Below are 16,057 nucleotides of genomic sequence, written 5' to 3' on the forward strand. Positions count from 1 at the left end.
AGTGTAACAGCCACTTTTGAAAAGTGGGCTTTTTACACTGTCTACTTAGAGGGGATAATATCACGTTCGCCTGTCTTTTCTTTTATTTCTTCTTAGCCGGCATCTCTTTCTGAAGCTCATCCAAAATGGCATTCGCTCCGTCCACACTGCGGCGCAGAGACCACACCGTACGGTCCACGTGGTACACATGTCCGTTTTTCACTGCCTTCAGCTTCTTCCAAAGTATATTCTTTTCGATTGGGCGTTTACCGTCCGCATCGATGTCATCTGTTTTTCCTGTCATCAGAATAATCACATCCGGATCTGTTTTTAGCAGCTGCTCAAGTGTCATCTTCATGTTCACTGAGTCGCCGCCATTGCTTGATTCACTGTTTTCTGTCGTGCTGATCGCATATCGATAGCCGGCCTGTGTTAAAAGTCTTGATGTAAAGAAATTTTCATCTCTTGCCATAATCGTATCATTTGTATTTCCAATCAGAAGGACGGACTGGCTGTTAGCGCTGATTTTCTGCTTTGTCTCGCTAAGTTTTTCTTCATGTGCCGTCAGCTTTTTCTCCATTTCCTTCTCCTTGCCGACTGCTTTTGCAATCGTAAGTGAAGCGTCAATTGTATCCTGATAATCAGCATTTAAATTATTTAGCGCAATCGTCGGCGCAATTTTTTTCAGCTGATCGTATACTTTCTTATGACGGGTCGTGTCAGCAATAATTAAATCGGGTTTTAATGAAGCGATTTTTTCCATGCTTGGCTGTGAGCGAGTGCCGACAGATGTGTAGCCGTCAATTTTCTTCAGCACATCCTTGTTGATCAGCTGCTTCGCTTTATTATCATCGGCAACCCCGACAGGCGTAATGCCGAGATCAAGCAGTGTGTCTATAAAACCAAGCTCAAGAACAACAACCCGCTTAGGATGCTTAGGCACATTGGTCTTCCCTAAATCATGTGTTACCGCCACTTTATTTTCTTTGCTGTTTTGATTGCCGCTTGAAGACGAGCAGGCAGCCGTTAAAACAGAAAGAAGCAAAACTGTAAGAATAATCAGTGTTTTTTTCATATGTTCCAGTCTCTCCTGTATGTAGGTAGTTTCTAAGATTAAGTGTCCAAAAGATAGTATAACACGGAATGAGAATCATTATCACTAATTATGATTAAAATGAGAAGAGAAAGTTCAATATACGGGAACGGTTCATAACAGCCATACTTTCAAGTGACACGGAATCATTGGATAAACTCCTGGCTGATGACATTATCTTTATGTGTATTGGATCAGCACATCAGAATCTTAAATCACCCCATTTGAAGGTGAGTTTACTTAGAATGGCAAATTGTTTCAGGACACAGCGGTACAGCAGCTTCACATCATGTACACAAAAAAGCTTGCAGAAAAACATAGCTTTCTCTGCAAGCAGATCCTGTTAAAGCTTCACAATGACTCTTCCTTGAATGCGATTTTGCAAAATATCGTTTAACGCAGCCGGCGCTTCTGCCAATGGTACTTCCCTGTCCACGATAGTCAGCAGCTGATCGGGCTTGAGATCAGAAGACATGCGCTCCCAAACAGCGGCTCTGACATCCATCGGACAGTACACTGAATCGATTCCGAGCAGGCTGACCCCGCGAAGGATAAATGGATAAACTGTTGCAGGAACTTCTCCCCCGCCCGTTAAGCCGCTCACCGCGACAGCTCCGCCATATTGGATTTTGCTTAAAAGCGAGGCAAGCTGTTTTCCGCCGACAGGATCAACCGCTCCCTGCCAATGCTGCTTGGACAGCGCCTTAAGCGATCCGTCATAAACCTCTTCCCTGCTGATCACTTTGCTTGCACCGAGCTGCTTCAAAAAATCAGCCGCATCCCGGTTTCCGGTGCTTGCCACCACATCATAGCCCCGCTTGTTCAGCATCGATACCGCAATTCCGCCGACACCGCCGGTTGCTCCTGTGACAAGCACGCTCCCTTTTTCTGGAGACAGGCCGTTCTGTTCAAGCCGATGCACCGATAACGCCGCAGTAAATCCAGCCGTTCCGTACGCCATCGCTTCTTTTAGTGTAAGATTCGCTGGCAGAGGCACCAGCCAGTCACCAGGCACTGAAGCATATTGACTTAATCCGCCATCGCGGGAGACACCAAGCTCATAGCTTGTCGCAATTACCTCATCCCCCTCGGCAAAGCGCGGATCATTGGAAGAGACAACCGTACCCGCAGCATCAATACCCAAAATAAGCGGATACTCTCTGACGATATTGCCGTCTGCTTTTCCGGCCAGACCATCTTTATAATTGATGCCGGAATAAGCGATTTTAATCAGGACACCGTCTTTCGGCAAATCCTCTGTTGACATGGTTTTCACATGGACTGAAACATCATCGGCATGTTTCTCTGCCAGCAATGCTTGAAATAACGTTGACATTCGTCACACTCCTTTTCATTTATATCGTAACCGAAGAAGGTTCAAAAAACCAAATCATCAAGCTTCAATTTTACTTCGCCGGCACATTGAGACGATAATGGACAAATGCAGTTTCCTCTTCATAGCCGTTTTGCTCATATAAGCTTCTTGCCGTCCGGTTGTGGTGTTCCGTCTGAAGCAATAAACGGTTTGCCCCGTTTTCCGCAGCAAAATCCTTTGCGGCAGACAGCAGCTGCCCGCCGGCTCCCTTTGTCCGCGCATGAGGAGCGACGAATAAGTCATTTAATATGTAAATTTTTTTCATAGACACAGAAGAAAACGTGGGATAGAGCTGGGTAAAGCCTATGAATTCTCCATTTTCTTCTGCTATCAAAATCATAGACTCGTCATTTTCCAGACGCGCTTTCAAAAAAGCCTCTGCCCCTTTCAGATCGGACGCCTGCTTATAAAATTCCCGATACTGGTTAAACAGCGGCGCAATAGCTGTTGCATCTGATAGCTTTGCTTGGCGAATGTTCATCTCATTTCTTCCTTCCTCTCTATAATCGTTTTATTCTAACTTTTATAGAATTTTCTGTAAAGTCCCTTTTACAGAATACTTTTATCAGCATGCATAGAAAAAATATCACGATAATATCCATCGATCTCTCCAAAATAAACGCAGGTCATTTGAAGGATTTTTTTCGACAGGAATTTGCCGGGACTCAGGAGCATTTGACCTGAAAAAGCATGACTTTTCAACATAATGAACATTTACTCATGTCTATTTTCGTTCTTTTCTGTATAAAATTAGTGACTTGGAGTTTCTGCAAAAATAGCGAGAGATGATATACCTAAATAGAGATGAAATCATCGCGAAAAAATGGGTCTACTAATATATTATTCCATCTAGTACAATTAATTAACAGAATAGTCTTTAAATAAGTCTACTCTGAGTTTTTTAAAAGGAGAGGGTAAAGAGTGAGAAGCAAAAAATTGTGGATCAGCTTGTTGTTTGCGTTAACGTTAATCTTTACGATGGCGTTCAGCAACATGTCTGCGCAGGCTGCCGGAAAAAGCAGTACAGAAAAGAAGTATATTGTCGGATTTAAACAGACAATGAGTGCGATGAGTTCCGCTAAGAAAAAGGATGTTATTTCTGAGAAAGGCGGAAAGGTTCAAAAGCAGTTTAAGTATGTTAACGCAGCCGCAGCAACGTTGAATGAAAAAGCTGTAAAAGAATTAAAACAAGATCCGAGCGTTGCATATGTGGAAGAAGATCATATTGCACATCAATATGCGCAATCTGTTCCTTATGGCATTTCTCAAATTAAAGCGCCGGCTCTTCACTCTCAAGGCTACACAGGCTCTAACGTAAAAGTAGCTGTTATCGACAGCGGAATTGATTCTTCTCATCCTGACTTAAACGTCAGAGGCGGAGCAAGCTTCGTACCTTCTGAAACAAACCCATACCAAGATGGCAGTTCTCACGGCACGCATGTAGCCGGTACGGTTGCCGCACTTAATAACTCAATCGGTGTTTTGGGCGTAGCGCCAAACGCATCGTTATATGCGGTAAAAGTTCTTGATTCAACAGGAAACGGCCAATACAGCTGGATTATTAACGGCATTGAGTGGGCCATTTCCAACAATATGGACGTGATTAACATGAGCCTTGGCGGACCTTCTGGTTCTACAGCGTTGAAATCAGTCGTTGATAGAGCCGTAGCCAGCGGTATCGTCGTTGTTGCTGCAGCCGGAAATGAAGGCACTTCCGGAAGCTCAAGCACAATCGGCTATCCTGCAAAATATCCTTCTACCATTGCGGTAGGTGCGGTAAACAGCAGCAACCAAAGAGGTTCATTCTCAAGCGTAGGTCCTGAGCTTGATGTGATGGCTCCTGGTGTATCCATCCAAAGCACACTACCTGGAGGCACTTACGGCGCTTACAACGGAACGTCAATGGCGACTCCTCACGTTGCCGGAGCAGCAGCGTTAATTCTATCTAAACACCCGACTTGGACAAACGCGCAAGTCCGTGATCGTTTAGAAAGCACTGCAACATACCTTGGAAGCTCTTTCTACTATGGAAAAGGGTTAATCAACGTACAAGCAGCTGCACAATAATATCAAAAAGAAGCAGGTCCTCCATACCTGCTTCTTTTTATTTGTCAGCATCCTGATGTTCTGACGCATTCTCTTCTTTTTCCGCGTGTTGTATCCGTTCCATGATCGAAGGGTGGCTGCCTCTAAAAATTTTTACAAGCACGGGAGGATCAACCTGGCTCAGTCCCGTCACAGCCAAATCCTGAAACGTCTTCACAGCGGCTTCTCTGTTCTCCGTCAGCTCAATCCCATACCGGTCAGCCTGATTCTCCTGATACCGCGAGACCGCGTTAGAAAAAGGCGTGACCGCAAAGCTCAAAACGGACATCAAAAGCAACAACAGCGGCAGTGCTGCAAGGTCATGCCGTCCCTCCAAATGAAACATGCTGCGGGTAAAGCGGACCGTTCGCTTGTAAAGCTTATCAATGACATAAAATCCGGCGAGCGACACGAGCAAATAGCCAGCCAGTCCGATATAGACGTGCTTCATGACATAATGGCCCATTTCGTGGCCCATAATAAAGAGAATTTCAGAATCGTCAAGCTTGTTAAGCGTCGTATCCCACAATACAATCCGTTTGTTCGCCCCGATTCCTGTGACATAGGCGTTAAGCGCATTTGTTTTTTCGGACATGTTCACTTCATATACATGATTAGCCGGGATATCGGCTTCTTCTGCCAGCTCTAAAATTTTGCTTTCAAGTTCCTTGTTTTTCAGCGGATAAAAATCATTGTATAAAGGATCGATAATGACCGGCTGAATAAAAAACAGAAACAGCGAAAACGGCACAGTTAACAGCCAAGCGTATAACCACCATTTTTTTTCATGCCTTTTGATCAGCCAATAAAACACGAGAACGCAGAGCGTAAAGATCGGAAAGCTGATCCAAAAGTCTATGACCTGATCCTTAGCCCAGCTGGCCGCTGTCTGTGTGGAAATATTGTAGTCAAGCGATACTTGATAGCCTATCCAATCTAAAGGCAGCGTCACTAACGTTGTAACCAGCGAAAGCACAAACACAAAACCAATAATCTGCAAAAAACGAAAGGGCACGGCTGCTTCCATCCATTTCTTGATTTTCTTTGAAACGCCGCTGACCAGCAATACAAAGAACAAAAACCAATCAAGAGGAAGCCCTATAAAAAATAAAAAATTTTTTACATTTGAATACTTCTCGGCCACTGCCAATTCAGACGGCTTCATAAAAGAAGCCGGATCAGCCTGCGTCCCTTTCACAGCCTCCGGTACTGTGGAATCACCCGACAGGAAAAAGTACCAATAAAAAAACAGCCCGTACAGCACGTAAGCAAGCCCTGCTGCCGCAATCCACTTGCGCATAACGCCTCACTCCTCACATCAACCCGTTACTTCTATTGTAATCATAAATGCAAATTCTTAGAACCAAGCTGTGTATCCTTACTTTTCCGTCCTATTAGGCATGGATTGCCTTATCACTGGGAAAACTAACTATGTTTGGAGTGATGCAAATGAAAAAAATAGTGGCAGCCATCGTGGTTATTGGTCTTGTGTTTCTTGCATTTTTCTATCTTTACAGCCGGTCAGGCGAAGTGTACCAATCGGTAGACGCGGATTTGATCACGCTGTCTTCAAGCGGCCGGGAAGATATCGAGATTGAAAAAAGGCAGTACGTCAAAGACATGCTGGATATTATGAATCAGGGAAAACAGCTAAAGACAGAAAAAACATCAACCCCTGATTACGAAGGGACAATCAAGTTTCATAAAGACCGGTACGACTCATTCAGACTATGGGTTGACGGCAGCCAGCAGGCCGTTTATTTGAAGGACGGGACATACTACAAATTAAGTAAAAGAGATACAAAGGCGCTGCTTAACATTATTAAAAAAGAAGCAAAGGATTGAAATTGAAAAAGCGAAGCTCGCCGCTTCGCTTTTTTCGTATTATTTATTGAGGCAAAATATCTCTCAGCGCCCGCCTGAGCATTTTCCCCGTCGCATTTTTAGGAATGTCGTCAAGAAACGTAATGGCAGCGGGCCGTTTATATTTGGCGAGATGTTTTTCACAGTGCTGCATGATATCCGCTTCTGTTACGCCAGAGCGTTTTGGCACAATATATCCCTTTACCGCTTCCCCGCTTTGGGCGTCCGGCACCCCGATGACAACCGCCTCCTTGACATCTGGGTGGCTGTAGAGCACTTCCTCTACCTCGCGCGGATACACGTTGTATCCTCCTACAATGATCATGTCTTTTTTCCGGTCAACAATGTAAAAATAGCCGTCCTCATCTCTTCTTGCCAAATCCCCCGTATAAAGCCACCCGTCTTTTAACGCATGCTTTGTTTCCATCGGCATTTTATAATAGCCCTTCATCACATTGGGGCCTTTCACGATCAATTCGCCGACCTGGTGTTCGGGCAGCTCGCGTCCGAGCGGATCTACGACCTTGTTTTCGACATGTAAGATACTTGTCCCGATGGAGCCCGGCTTTCTGCCTCTGTCAAACGGGTTAAAACACGTCACGGGCGATGCTTCCGAAAGCCCGTATCCTTCCAAAATGGTCACACCGAATTTTTCTTCAAACGAGGTCAGCAGCGCGACTGGCAACGCCGCACCTCCCGAAATGCACAGCCGAATGGAAGAAAAGTCATCTTTCTTTCCGTTTTCATGCTGAAACAGATAATTATACATCGTAGGCACACCGGCAAAAATGGTTGCCTGGCGCTGCTTAACAAGCTGAAAAATAGATGCAGGACTGAATTGAGGCTCAATTAAAACAGTTGCGCCGCTCATCAGCGGGGCATTCATACAGACGGTTAAACAAAACACGTGGAACATAGGAAGAGTGCAGACCACATTGTCCTTCTCATCCATTCCCAAATAGCAGGCGACATCGTTGGCATTGCTGTACAAATTTTGATGGGTCAACATTGCGCCTTTTGGTTTTCCGGTCGTTCCTGACGTATACAAAATGACCGCGGTATCATCAGGAACAATCTCCGGGCTTTGTTTAGCGGCAGATGTAGGACACAATATCTTTGCAAACGTTGTCATTTTCATCCTGACCTCTGGGTCTGAAGCTTCTGATTCGGTATCTCCCGTCTGGCATAAAATGACGAGCTCAACCTTTGGCAGCGATTCATGCATGCTCTCATAAAGCGGCAAGAGCTGGTCAACGCCCACGATCGCCTTTACATCGCCATTTGTCAGCATATAACCGATTTCTGTGGGCGTGTACAGCGGGTTGATGGGCACTACCACAATCCCAGCTTTTAACGCACCAAAAAACGCGATGATAAAATCCGGCGAATTGCCAAGCAGCAAAGCTAGATGGTCCCCTTTCTCCATACCGGCTTCCTGAAGGCCGTCCGCAAATCGCTGAACTTTTTTATTCAGCTCCTGATACGTCATCATGCGATCCTTAAACCTGCATGCGATGCTGTCGGGCTTCTCAGATGCTGTTTCTTCTAATTTGGAAACAAGATTCATTCTCCCACCCCTTAAAGTGAATGAATAGTCATTCATTATTGAAGCCTAGCTTTCCCCTTCATTATAGAGAAACAGAAAAAAACACTCAAGAGCAAAAAGCCCTGAGTGTCAGTACTGTTATAGTTTCTTTAATGCTTCGGGAATCGGTGTATCTCCTTCTGTCAGATCAAAGGTCCGATTTTCCGTATTGGTTTCATCTAAAGAAGCAATGACCGTTTTTGCCACGTCATCACGGGAAATGAATCCCCGTTCCAGATCGGCGGCGACTGAAACAGTTCCCGTTCCTGACTCATTGCGAAGGCCTCCCGGACGGATAATCGTATAGGTTAAGCCGCTTGATTCAAGAATTTTATCAGCGTAATGCTTAGCCACATAATAAGGTTTAAGTGATTCATTCCAATTTTCACGGTTTTGGGCTTGCAGAGCGCTAACCATGATAAACCGCTTGATGCCCGCAATATCCGCTGCTTCCATCGCTTTTGCCGCTCCGTCTAGATCCACCAGTAGCGTTTTATCATAGCCTGTGCTGCCGCCTGAACCCGCTGTAAAAATGATCGCGTCGCAGCCTTTTGCCGCGGCAGCGATTTCTTCGGGGCTGCCTTCCAGATTCGCAAGCACAGCTTCTGCACCTGCAGCTTCGAGAGACGCTTTCTGTTCTTCTTTTCTGACCATCGCTCTGACAGAATGATCAGGATTGTCTCGGAATAAAGAAACGAGTCTTTGTCCGATTTGTCCGTTCGCTCCGATTAAAAACACTTTCATGTGAATCCCTCCTGCCTCCATTATTTCAAAATCACAACCGCTCTTTCAAACAATGTGTTTTGCCTTAATAAATCAGATCAAGGAAATCCTCTTTCGTAATGTTCCCAAAGTAATGCTTAAGATTCACACCTTCCAGCGCGTCAGCGATGACACTGCGTTCATATTGTTTTCCAACCAGCAGGTTTTCAATTTCAGATACATCACCGGCACCGAAGAAATCTCCGAAGATTTTGCAGTCCTCAATTTTGCCTTTCTTGACTTCCAGACGCAAATCTATCGATCCGATCGGATAACGTTTCGAATGATTAAGGTTAAATTTTGGTGAACGGCCATAGTTCCAATCCCAATTCTGGTAGCGCTCTTTCGAAATTTGATGGATTGCCTCCCAATCTTTTTCGGTCAGCTTATACTCAGGTACGTTTTGAATGTCATTTGTGTTGAAAATATGGCGAAGCAAGTGGCTGCGGAATTCTTCCGTAGTCATTTTATCATCGAGAAACTCACTGATGTTTGCCACTCGGCTTCTGATCGATTTGATGCCTTTTGATTCAATTTTATCCTTTTTCACCTTTAACGCTGACACAACATGATCAATGGCTGAATCAAACATGAGAGTGCCGTGGCTGAAAATGCGTCCTTTTGTTGCAAACTGGGCGTTTCCGGATATTTTCCGGCCATTTACTACTATGTCGTTCCGGCCGCTCAGTTCTGCTTCAACCCCAAGCTGATGTAATGCCTGGATCACTGGCTCAGTGAATTTTTTGAAGTTATGAAAGCTGTCCCCATCATCCTTTGTGATAAAGCTGAAATTCAAATTTCCCAGATCATGATAAACAGCGCCTCCGCCTGATAAACGGCGGACGACGACAATCCCGTTTTCCTCTACATATTTTGTATTGATTTCTTCTATTGTATTTTGGTTTTTCCCAATGATAATAGAAGGCTGATTCACGTAAAAGAGCAAATACGGCTGTTTAGGGTCTAAATGCTTTACACAGTACTCCTCGATAGCAAGATTGATCCGCGGATCATTGATATTTTGATTGTCGATAAATAACATGGTGCTCCTCCTTTATCCTTCCCACACAAAACCTGACTTCGCAAGATTCACTTCCCCGCTAAAAACGGTTTTCGCTTCTTTGCGAAGATTATCATGCACGCCGAAATGCGGCAAATGCGTCAGCAGGAGCTCTCCCGCTCCCGCTTCTTTTGCAATTCGTCCGGCTTCCAGGCTGTTCATATGGCCTGCGCTTGTCCCGTCTTGATCAGCATAAAAATTGCATTCTGAGATCAGCAAATCGGCATTTTTCGAAAATGGAATAAATGAATCCTGGTAGCTGGAATCAGCGGTATATACGACAGTATGGCTGCCGTCAGTAATCCGCATGGCATAGCACGTCACCGGGTGAATTGTTTTTAAAAAGGTGACCGTAAACGGACCGACAGTCAGCGGCTGATCCGGCTGATAGGCAATGCCTTTCGTATGTGTTTTATATGTAAGCTTTTGAAACTGTTCTATATCAGCATCATGTCCGTAAATTGGAAGTGTATGCTCTCCTTTGCCGAGAAACGAACCGACTTGTTTGGCAAATTGCAGCGGCCCGATGTCCGCGATATGGTCATGGTGATAATGAGACAGAATCACCGCATCCAGCTTTTCCGCCGGCACATACCCGAACAGCTTAGATAATACGGCACTGCCGCAATCAACAAGCAAAGAATAATCACCTGACTGAAATAGATAGCCCGACGTCGCTTCATTTGCCGCCGGAAAACCGCCATAGCATCCGATAACTGTAACTTTCATAATGTCCTCCTATCTTTTCAAGAAAATTGATCCTCCTTCAATATACCCATTTTTCTTAAAAAAAGCATGTTTTAAACATTGTATCAAAACAGTTATTGATTTTTATAATCTGTTATATTACAATGAAGGCACTACAAAGGGGAAAGAGGGATTGGTTATGCTGGGGAAAATCACAGATTTTTTTAGAAACCTGCCTTCGAAAAAGTGCGCGGAATGCGGAAAAAAGATAGAAGAGCAGCATGAGTGTTATGGAAACATCTGCAATGACTGTATAAAAGTTAACGATTTATAAAGAGTAAATATCTCGCGCAGCATGCGCGGGGTTTTCTTTATTTTTCCACACTTCTTTATTTCGAAATAATAATTACGTTAGGTCAAAGCTCACCTGTTTTTAGATAATTCTGGTGAATCCAGCCTCATTTTAGAAAATTTCTTATTTTCTAAATATAATTTACTATAGACGAATTCATTTCTTATCTATTATAATTTGATCTAATAGTGAGATTAAATATATGTCTATTCATGATATATGTTGATACTTTGTTTTTTGGGAGGTAATCTATGAAAAGAATTAAGTTTGGATTAGCCACACAAATATTCGTTGGACTTATTCTAGGTGTTATTGTTGGCGTTATTTGGTATGGCAACCCAGCATTGCCTACTTACCTGCAGCCAATCGGGGATCTCTTTTTACGCTTAATCAAAATGATAGTGATTCCTATTGTTGTCTCCAGCTTAATCATCGGTGTAGCCGGTGCAGGAAATGGAAAGCAAGTCGGTAAATTAGGCTTCAGAACAATTCTGTACTTCGAGATCATTACGACTTTTGCTATCATTCTCGGACTAGCCCTTGCAAACATCTTCCATCCGGGTACAGGAGTTAATATACACGAAGCTCAAAAATCTGACATAAGTCAATATGTTGAAACTGAAAAAGAGCAAAGCAATAAATCAGTGGCGGAAACGTTCCTGCACATTGTGCCGACAAACTTCTTCCAGTCCTTGGTCGAAGGGGATCTTCTTGCCATCATCTGCTTTACAGTTTTATTTGCATTGGGTATTTCCGCGATCGGTGAACGAGGCAAGCCTGTATTAGCCTTTTTTGAAGGCGTTTCCCATGCCATGTTCCACGTTGTAAACCTTGTGATGAAAGTAGCGCCATTCGGCGTTTTCGCGCTCATCGGAGTGACTGTGTCTAAATTCGGGCTCAGTTCTCTTCTTTCTCTCGGAAAGCTTGTCGGACTGGTGTATATCGCACTTGCTTTCTTCTTAATTGTCGTGTTTGGAATTGTTGCAAAAATTGCCGGCATCAACATTTTCAAATTCCTTGCATATATGAAGGACGAAATTTTACTGGCGTTCAGTACGTCCAGCTCTGAAACCGTTCTTCCGCGCATCATGGAAAAGATGGAGAAAATCGGCTGCCCGAAAGGTATTGTTTCATTTGTCATTCCGATTGGATATACGTTTAACTTAGACGGTTCCGTACTCTATCAATCTATTGCCGCGCTGTTTTTGGCACAGGTATACGGAATTGATTTGACGATTTGGCACCAAATTACGCTTGTGCTCGTCCTAATGGTGACATCTAAAGGGATGGCTGCCGTGCCTGGTACTTCTTTTGTCGTCTTGCTTGCGACACTTGGCACGATCGGCGTTCCGGCTGAAGGACTTGCCTTTATTGCCGGCGTAGACCGGATCATGGACATGGCACGTACAGTTGTCAACCTGACTGGTAACGCGCTTGCTGCCGTTGTAATGTCTAAGTGGGAAGGCATGTTTAATCCTGCGAAAGCAGAAACTGTCATGTCTCAAGCAAAAGCAGACCAAAACGCAACCATTTCCGGTTAATGAAAAGCCTGCGGGGTTCTTGCCCCACAGGCTTTTTCTATTCTTGAACAAGCTCAAACAGCTCTGTAATCAAAACAGTACCCTCATTTAGCTCCACTTCACCGTTTTTGATCAGTTCCGCCCATGCCATCCGGTGGTCTTTCTGAAATTCCTCAATTCGGTCTGCATTGCCCTCTCCTTTGACTAACCTTATATCAGGCGCTCCAAAGGTCGTTTCAAATACATCGGTCACTTTTATATTGCATCTCGGATTGCCATGTTTATCATAAACGGTAACAAGCTGACCCGATGTTTGATACACGGCCATTAATTCATCTTTTGAATATAATGATTTCGGCGCACACGTGGCTGTTTTTTCTCCGGCGAGGATTTGCTGAATCAGCTGTTCCCCTAAGCCGTCATCACCTTCCCAGCCGAAAGTGCTTTTCAGCTTATATATCTTCATCCGCCTCTCCCCTTATACCATCGGTGACTGTACATAATAGTAAAGAAGCTTAGCCGTATGGGAAAGAGACGATTTATGGGTGCGTTCAAATGCATGCGAAGCGTCAATTCCCGGCCCGATAAGGCCATGCACAATATCATGCCCGGATTTGATCGCTGCTGACGCATCCGACCCGTAGTATGGGTAAATATCAAGCTTATAGTCGATATGATGCTTCTCGGCTAAATGGACTAAATGCTTTCTCAGCTGATAATGATACGGCCCGCTCGCATCCTTCACACAGATTGATACTGAATATTCATCTGTCGCCTGCCCGTCACCGATAGCACCCATATCAACCGCCAAATATTCGACTGTTTCAGGAGGAATATTCGAGTTCCCGCCGTATCCGATTTCTTCATTATTCGATATGAGAAAATGGGTTGTATACGGCAATTCAATTTCTTCTGTTTGAATTTGATGAATTAAGCGGAGCAATAAAGCGACGCTTGCCTTGTCATCCAAATGGCGCGATTTAATAAATCCGCTTGATGTGATCTCGACACGGGGATCAAACGACACAAAATCTCCGACGCCAATGCCAAGCTCTTCAGTATCTTTCCGGCAGTGAACAGGTTCATCAAGGCGGATCTCCATATTCTCTTGATTCCGCTCAGCTTTTCCCGCGTCTTTGTATACGTGCACTGACGTTTGATGCATTAAAATTGTGCCTGTATACGTTTTTCCCGAGGCCGTTTCAATTTGGCAATACTCCCCCTCAATCGAGTTGTAGCGGAACCCGCCGATTAAATCAATTGTCAGCCGGCCGTCAGCTTTAATTTCTTTTACCATAGCGCCGAGCGTGTCAACGTGCGCCGTCAGCATGCGGTGCCGGGATGTATCGCGTCCAGGAAGCGTTGCAATTAAGCCGCCCTTATGGTTCCGAACCGTTTCTACCTTCCATTCTGTTAAAAGGCTTTCAATATAATGGATCACCTCATATGTATTTCCTGTCGGGCTTGGGATCGATACAAGTTCTTTAATGAGCTCCATTGTTTTACGTACGGACGTCATAGGACATTCCTCCTTTTACTTTTCTATATAAAATATACTCTTTTCCCGAGGGGCCCGTCCAACCTTTTCCTATCAATCTCTCATATGCTGTAGTAAGCATGGAAAGAGCAGAAATTTCCACGATCATTGCAAGAAACAGAAATATGCCATAACCCTTGCGAGAAGAAGAAAATAAAAACCACTGTTTCTCTTGTAAATAACACAGATGCTTGCTCATTGCTAAGGACTAAAACAGAAATACGCTGATGACCCATGCTATGAATACGAGCAAACTATGCCGCTTGGACTTTTTAGCGAAACAGACTTTTTGCTTTTACAATCCAATAGACGGATATGACAGCGATTAGAGCAACAATGATTTCAACAGCAGCAGCATGCTCTATAATACCTTTTTGGTATAAAACCGCCGGAACATTAAAGAGTGCATGTAAAAGAATAGAATACAGCAAAAACAGCGGCCTGCGGCTTTTAACCGCATACAAGACAAGCAACGACAGCCCGATTTGAACAGCCATCGCACTGATTCTTTCTATTCCGCCCAGCAGCCATTCATACGAATGGGTGTGCAGCAGCTGCTCCTGTATCGGCAGAAGCACCTGTTTGATGTCTTCATTGTTTAAAAGCTGTTCAAACGTTCCGCTATTAATCGCAATGGCGTACACAATAAGCGAGATAGAGGACAAGCCTGTAATCAGGATAGCTTCAAGCCCGCCATGGCCCGTTCCGAAGGCCAGGCCATCCTTCCAAGCATCATGGCGCTTCAAAACTATTCTCATCATGATATACCTTCCGCACTCTTCAAAAATCCCAGCCATCAAACAGCCGTAAACACCATACCACAATGGATTTTGCATGGCTGCTTTCGTCATTTCATTCAATTGCAGTACATAAACGTGAACACCGCCCTCCAACAGCTGAGCAAAGACAAAAAACGTGAGAGCACCAATAAAAAACACCTTTAACGAAGCGCCATACTTTCGCCTAAACCATACTATCAATCCGATCGGCAATAAAAACGCAATAGCCCCAGAGACCGCCATAAAGACTATTGCTTCTTGACTGACCATTTACCAGCCTCCTTTTTTTATTTCTAGATTCCCTATCTCACATTTTCTCTTTTTTTATGAAAAACCCTTTTTAGTACCAGATACTAATATCTAGTGTTATAATCTGATCACAAGGAGTGATTCATATGTCAAAAGCAAAAATTACAGCTATCGGCACCTATGCGCCGAGCAGGCGCTTAACCAATGCTGATTTAGAAAAGATTGTTGACACGTCAGATGAGTGGATTGTTCAGCGCACAGGAATGAGAGAACGGAGAATTGCGGATGAGCATCAGTTCACCTCTGATTTATGCATCGAAGCGGTGAAGGATCTTAAGAGCCGTTATGAAGGGACACTTGATGATATCGATATGATCCTCGTTGCCACAACAACATCTGACTATGCCTTTCCGAGTACGGCATGCCGTGTGCAGGAATATTTCGGCTGGGAAAGCACCGGCGCGTTGGATATTAATGCGACGTGCGCCGGGCTGACATACGGCCTTCATTTGGCAAACGGATTAATCTCATCCGGCCTTCATCAAAAAATTCTCGTCATTGCCGGAGAGACACTTTCAAAAGTAACGGATTATACTGATCGAACGACATGTGTTCTCTTCGGCGACGCTGCAGGTGCGCTGTTGGTTGAACGAGATGAAAAGGCACCCGGATTTCTTGCGTCTGTCCAAGGAACAAGCGGGAACGGCGGAGATATATTGTACCGTGCCGGACTGCGAAATGAACAAAACGGGGTTCAGCTTGCCGGTTCCGGTAAAATGGTCCAAAACGGCCGTGAAGTGTATAAATGGGCGGCGAGAACTGTTCCCCGTGAATTTGAACGTCTTTTACATCAAGCGGGTCTGACAAGCGGCGACCTCGATTGGTTTGTGCCTCACAGCGCCAACCTGCGCATGATCGAGTCGATTTGTGAAAAAACACCGTTCCCGATTGAAAAAACGCTTACCAGTGTCGAATACTACGGAAACACGTCTTCTGTTTCGATTATTTTGGCGCTGGATCTCGCAGTGAAAGCCGGAAAGCTGGAACGAGACCAAACCTTGATGCTTTTCGGGTTTGGCGGCGGATTAACCTATATAGGATTGCTTGTCAAATGGGGAATGTAATAAAAAA

16 protein-coding genes are annotated in these 16,057 nt (G+C 44.5%); 5 read left to right on the forward strand and 11 right to left on the reverse strand.

Translation table 11 applies throughout. The features are described from left to right. Window positions 1–82: 82 nt before the first annotated feature. From MOF34_RS11540 to MOF34_RS11550, 3 genes are all read right to left on the reverse strand, one after another. Entirely contained in the window at window positions 83–1,054 is a 972-nt protein-coding gene (locus tag MOF34_RS11540; RefSeq protein WP_268400227.1) for an ABC transporter substrate-binding protein, read from the reverse strand. Between the two features lie 361 nt (window positions 1,055–1,415). Then, on the reverse strand, window positions 1,416–2,408 hold the full coding sequence (locus MOF34_RS11545) for an NADPH:quinone oxidoreductase family protein (RefSeq protein ID WP_268400228.1): 993 nt from the start codon (window positions 2,406–2,408) through the stop codon (window positions 1,416–1,418). Window positions 2,409–2,478: 70 nt separating this feature from the next. Next, window positions 2,479–2,928, reverse strand: coding sequence for a GNAT family N-acetyltransferase (locus MOF34_RS11550; RefSeq protein ID WP_268400229.1), 450 nt, complete (start codon window positions 2,926–2,928; stop codon window positions 2,479–2,481). A gap of 440 nt (window positions 2,929–3,368) precedes the next feature. Here MOF34_RS11550 and aprE point away from each other — a divergent pair, with 440 nt between their 5' ends. Beyond that, the gene (gene aprE / locus MOF34_RS11555; protein ID WP_268400230.1) at window positions 3,369–4,514 is read left to right on the forward strand and encodes a subtilisin AprE; all 1,146 of its coding nucleotides are present in this window, start codon (window positions 3,369–3,371) and stop codon (window positions 4,512–4,514) included. A gap of 37 nt (window positions 4,515–4,551) precedes the next feature. On the opposite strand, the gene MOF34_RS11560 is transcribed toward aprE, so the two are convergent. Then, window positions 4,552–5,832 carry a M48 family metallopeptidase gene (locus tag MOF34_RS11560; protein WP_268400231.1) on the reverse strand — a complete coding sequence of 427 codons (1,281 nt, stop codon included), beginning with the start codon at window positions 5,830–5,832 and terminating at the stop codon, window positions 4,552–4,554. A 149-nt stretch (window positions 5,833–5,981) separates the two neighbouring features. Here MOF34_RS11560 and MOF34_RS11565 point away from each other — a divergent pair, with 149 nt between their 5' ends. Continuing rightward, on the forward strand, window positions 5,982–6,377 hold the full coding sequence (locus MOF34_RS11565; RefSeq protein WP_019713854.1) for a hypothetical protein: 396 nt from the start codon (window positions 5,982–5,984) through the stop codon (window positions 6,375–6,377). 43 nt (window positions 6,378–6,420) lie between these two features. On the opposite strand, the gene lcfB is transcribed toward MOF34_RS11565, so the two are convergent. The 4 genes from lcfB to MOF34_RS11585 all read right to left on the reverse strand — a co-directional run bounded on the left by lcfB (window position 6,421) and on the right by MOF34_RS11585 (window position 10,531). Then, complete coding sequence (gene lcfB, locus MOF34_RS11570; protein ID WP_268400232.1) at window positions 6,421–7,962, reverse strand: long-chain-fatty-acid--CoA ligase LcfB; 1,542 nt, start codon at window positions 7,960–7,962, stop codon at window positions 6,421–6,423. Between the two features lie 117 nt (window positions 7,963–8,079). Continuing rightward, window positions 8,080–8,724: an SDR family oxidoreductase gene (locus MOF34_RS11575; protein WP_268400233.1), complete on the reverse strand. Its 645-nt coding sequence runs from the start codon at window positions 8,722–8,724 to the stop codon at window positions 8,080–8,082. Window positions 8,725–8,788: 64 nt separating this feature from the next. Beyond that, window positions 8,789–9,784 (reverse strand): lipoate--protein ligase LplJ, encoded by a 996-nt coding sequence (lplJ, locus tag MOF34_RS11580; RefSeq protein ID WP_268400234.1) that lies wholly within the window; start codon window positions 9,782–9,784, stop codon window positions 8,789–8,791. A 12-nt stretch (window positions 9,785–9,796) separates the two neighbouring features. Beyond that, window positions 9,797–10,531 (reverse strand): MBL fold metallo-hydrolase, encoded by a 735-nt coding sequence (locus MOF34_RS11585; protein ID WP_019713850.1) that lies wholly within the window; start codon window positions 10,529–10,531, stop codon window positions 9,797–9,799. Between the two features lie 157 nt (window positions 10,532–10,688). On the opposite strand from MOF34_RS11585, the gene yhfH reads away from it, so the two are divergent. After that, window positions 10,689–10,823: a protein YhfH gene (gene yhfH / locus MOF34_RS11590; RefSeq protein ID WP_003224325.1), complete on the forward strand. Its 135-nt coding sequence runs from the start codon at window positions 10,689–10,691 to the stop codon at window positions 10,821–10,823. A 269-nt stretch (window positions 10,824–11,092) separates the two neighbouring features. Next, window positions 11,093–12,382: a glutamate/proton symporter GltT gene (gene gltT, locus MOF34_RS11595; protein WP_268400235.1), complete on the forward strand. Its 1,290-nt coding sequence runs from the start codon at window positions 11,093–11,095 to the stop codon at window positions 12,380–12,382. Between the two features lie 37 nt (window positions 12,383–12,419). Here the strand turns inward: gltT and MOF34_RS11600 are convergent, their stop codons facing one another. The 3 genes from MOF34_RS11600 to MOF34_RS11610 all read right to left on the reverse strand — a co-directional run bounded on the left by MOF34_RS11600 (window position 12,420) and on the right by MOF34_RS11610 (window position 14,947). Next, window positions 12,420–12,827: an ASCH domain-containing protein gene (locus MOF34_RS11600; protein WP_268400236.1), complete on the reverse strand. Its 408-nt coding sequence runs from the start codon at window positions 12,825–12,827 to the stop codon at window positions 12,420–12,422. Between the two features lie 12 nt (window positions 12,828–12,839). Then, entirely contained in the window at window positions 12,840–13,880 is a 1,041-nt protein-coding gene (locus MOF34_RS11605; RefSeq protein WP_268400237.1) for a M42 family metallopeptidase, read from the reverse strand. A gap of 290 nt (window positions 13,881–14,170) precedes the next feature. After that, window positions 14,171–14,947, reverse strand: coding sequence for a YhfC family glutamic-type intramembrane protease (locus MOF34_RS11610; RefSeq protein ID WP_268400238.1), 777 nt, complete (start codon window positions 14,945–14,947; stop codon window positions 14,171–14,173). A gap of 125 nt (window positions 14,948–15,072) precedes the next feature. Here MOF34_RS11610 and fabHB point away from each other — a divergent pair, with 125 nt between their 5' ends. After that, the gene (fabHB, locus tag MOF34_RS11615) at window positions 15,073–16,050 is read left to right on the forward strand and encodes a beta-ketoacyl-ACP synthase III FabHB (protein WP_268400239.1); all 978 of its coding nucleotides are present in this window, start codon (window positions 15,073–15,075) and stop codon (window positions 16,048–16,050) included. The last annotated feature ends 7 nt before the right edge of the window (window positions 16,051–16,057 follow it).

Source organism: Bacillus sp. T17B1 (assembly GCF_026796395.1).
GTDB classification, from domain to species: domain Bacteria; phylum Bacillota; class Bacilli; order Bacillales; family Bacillaceae; genus Bacillus; species Bacillus spizizenii_A.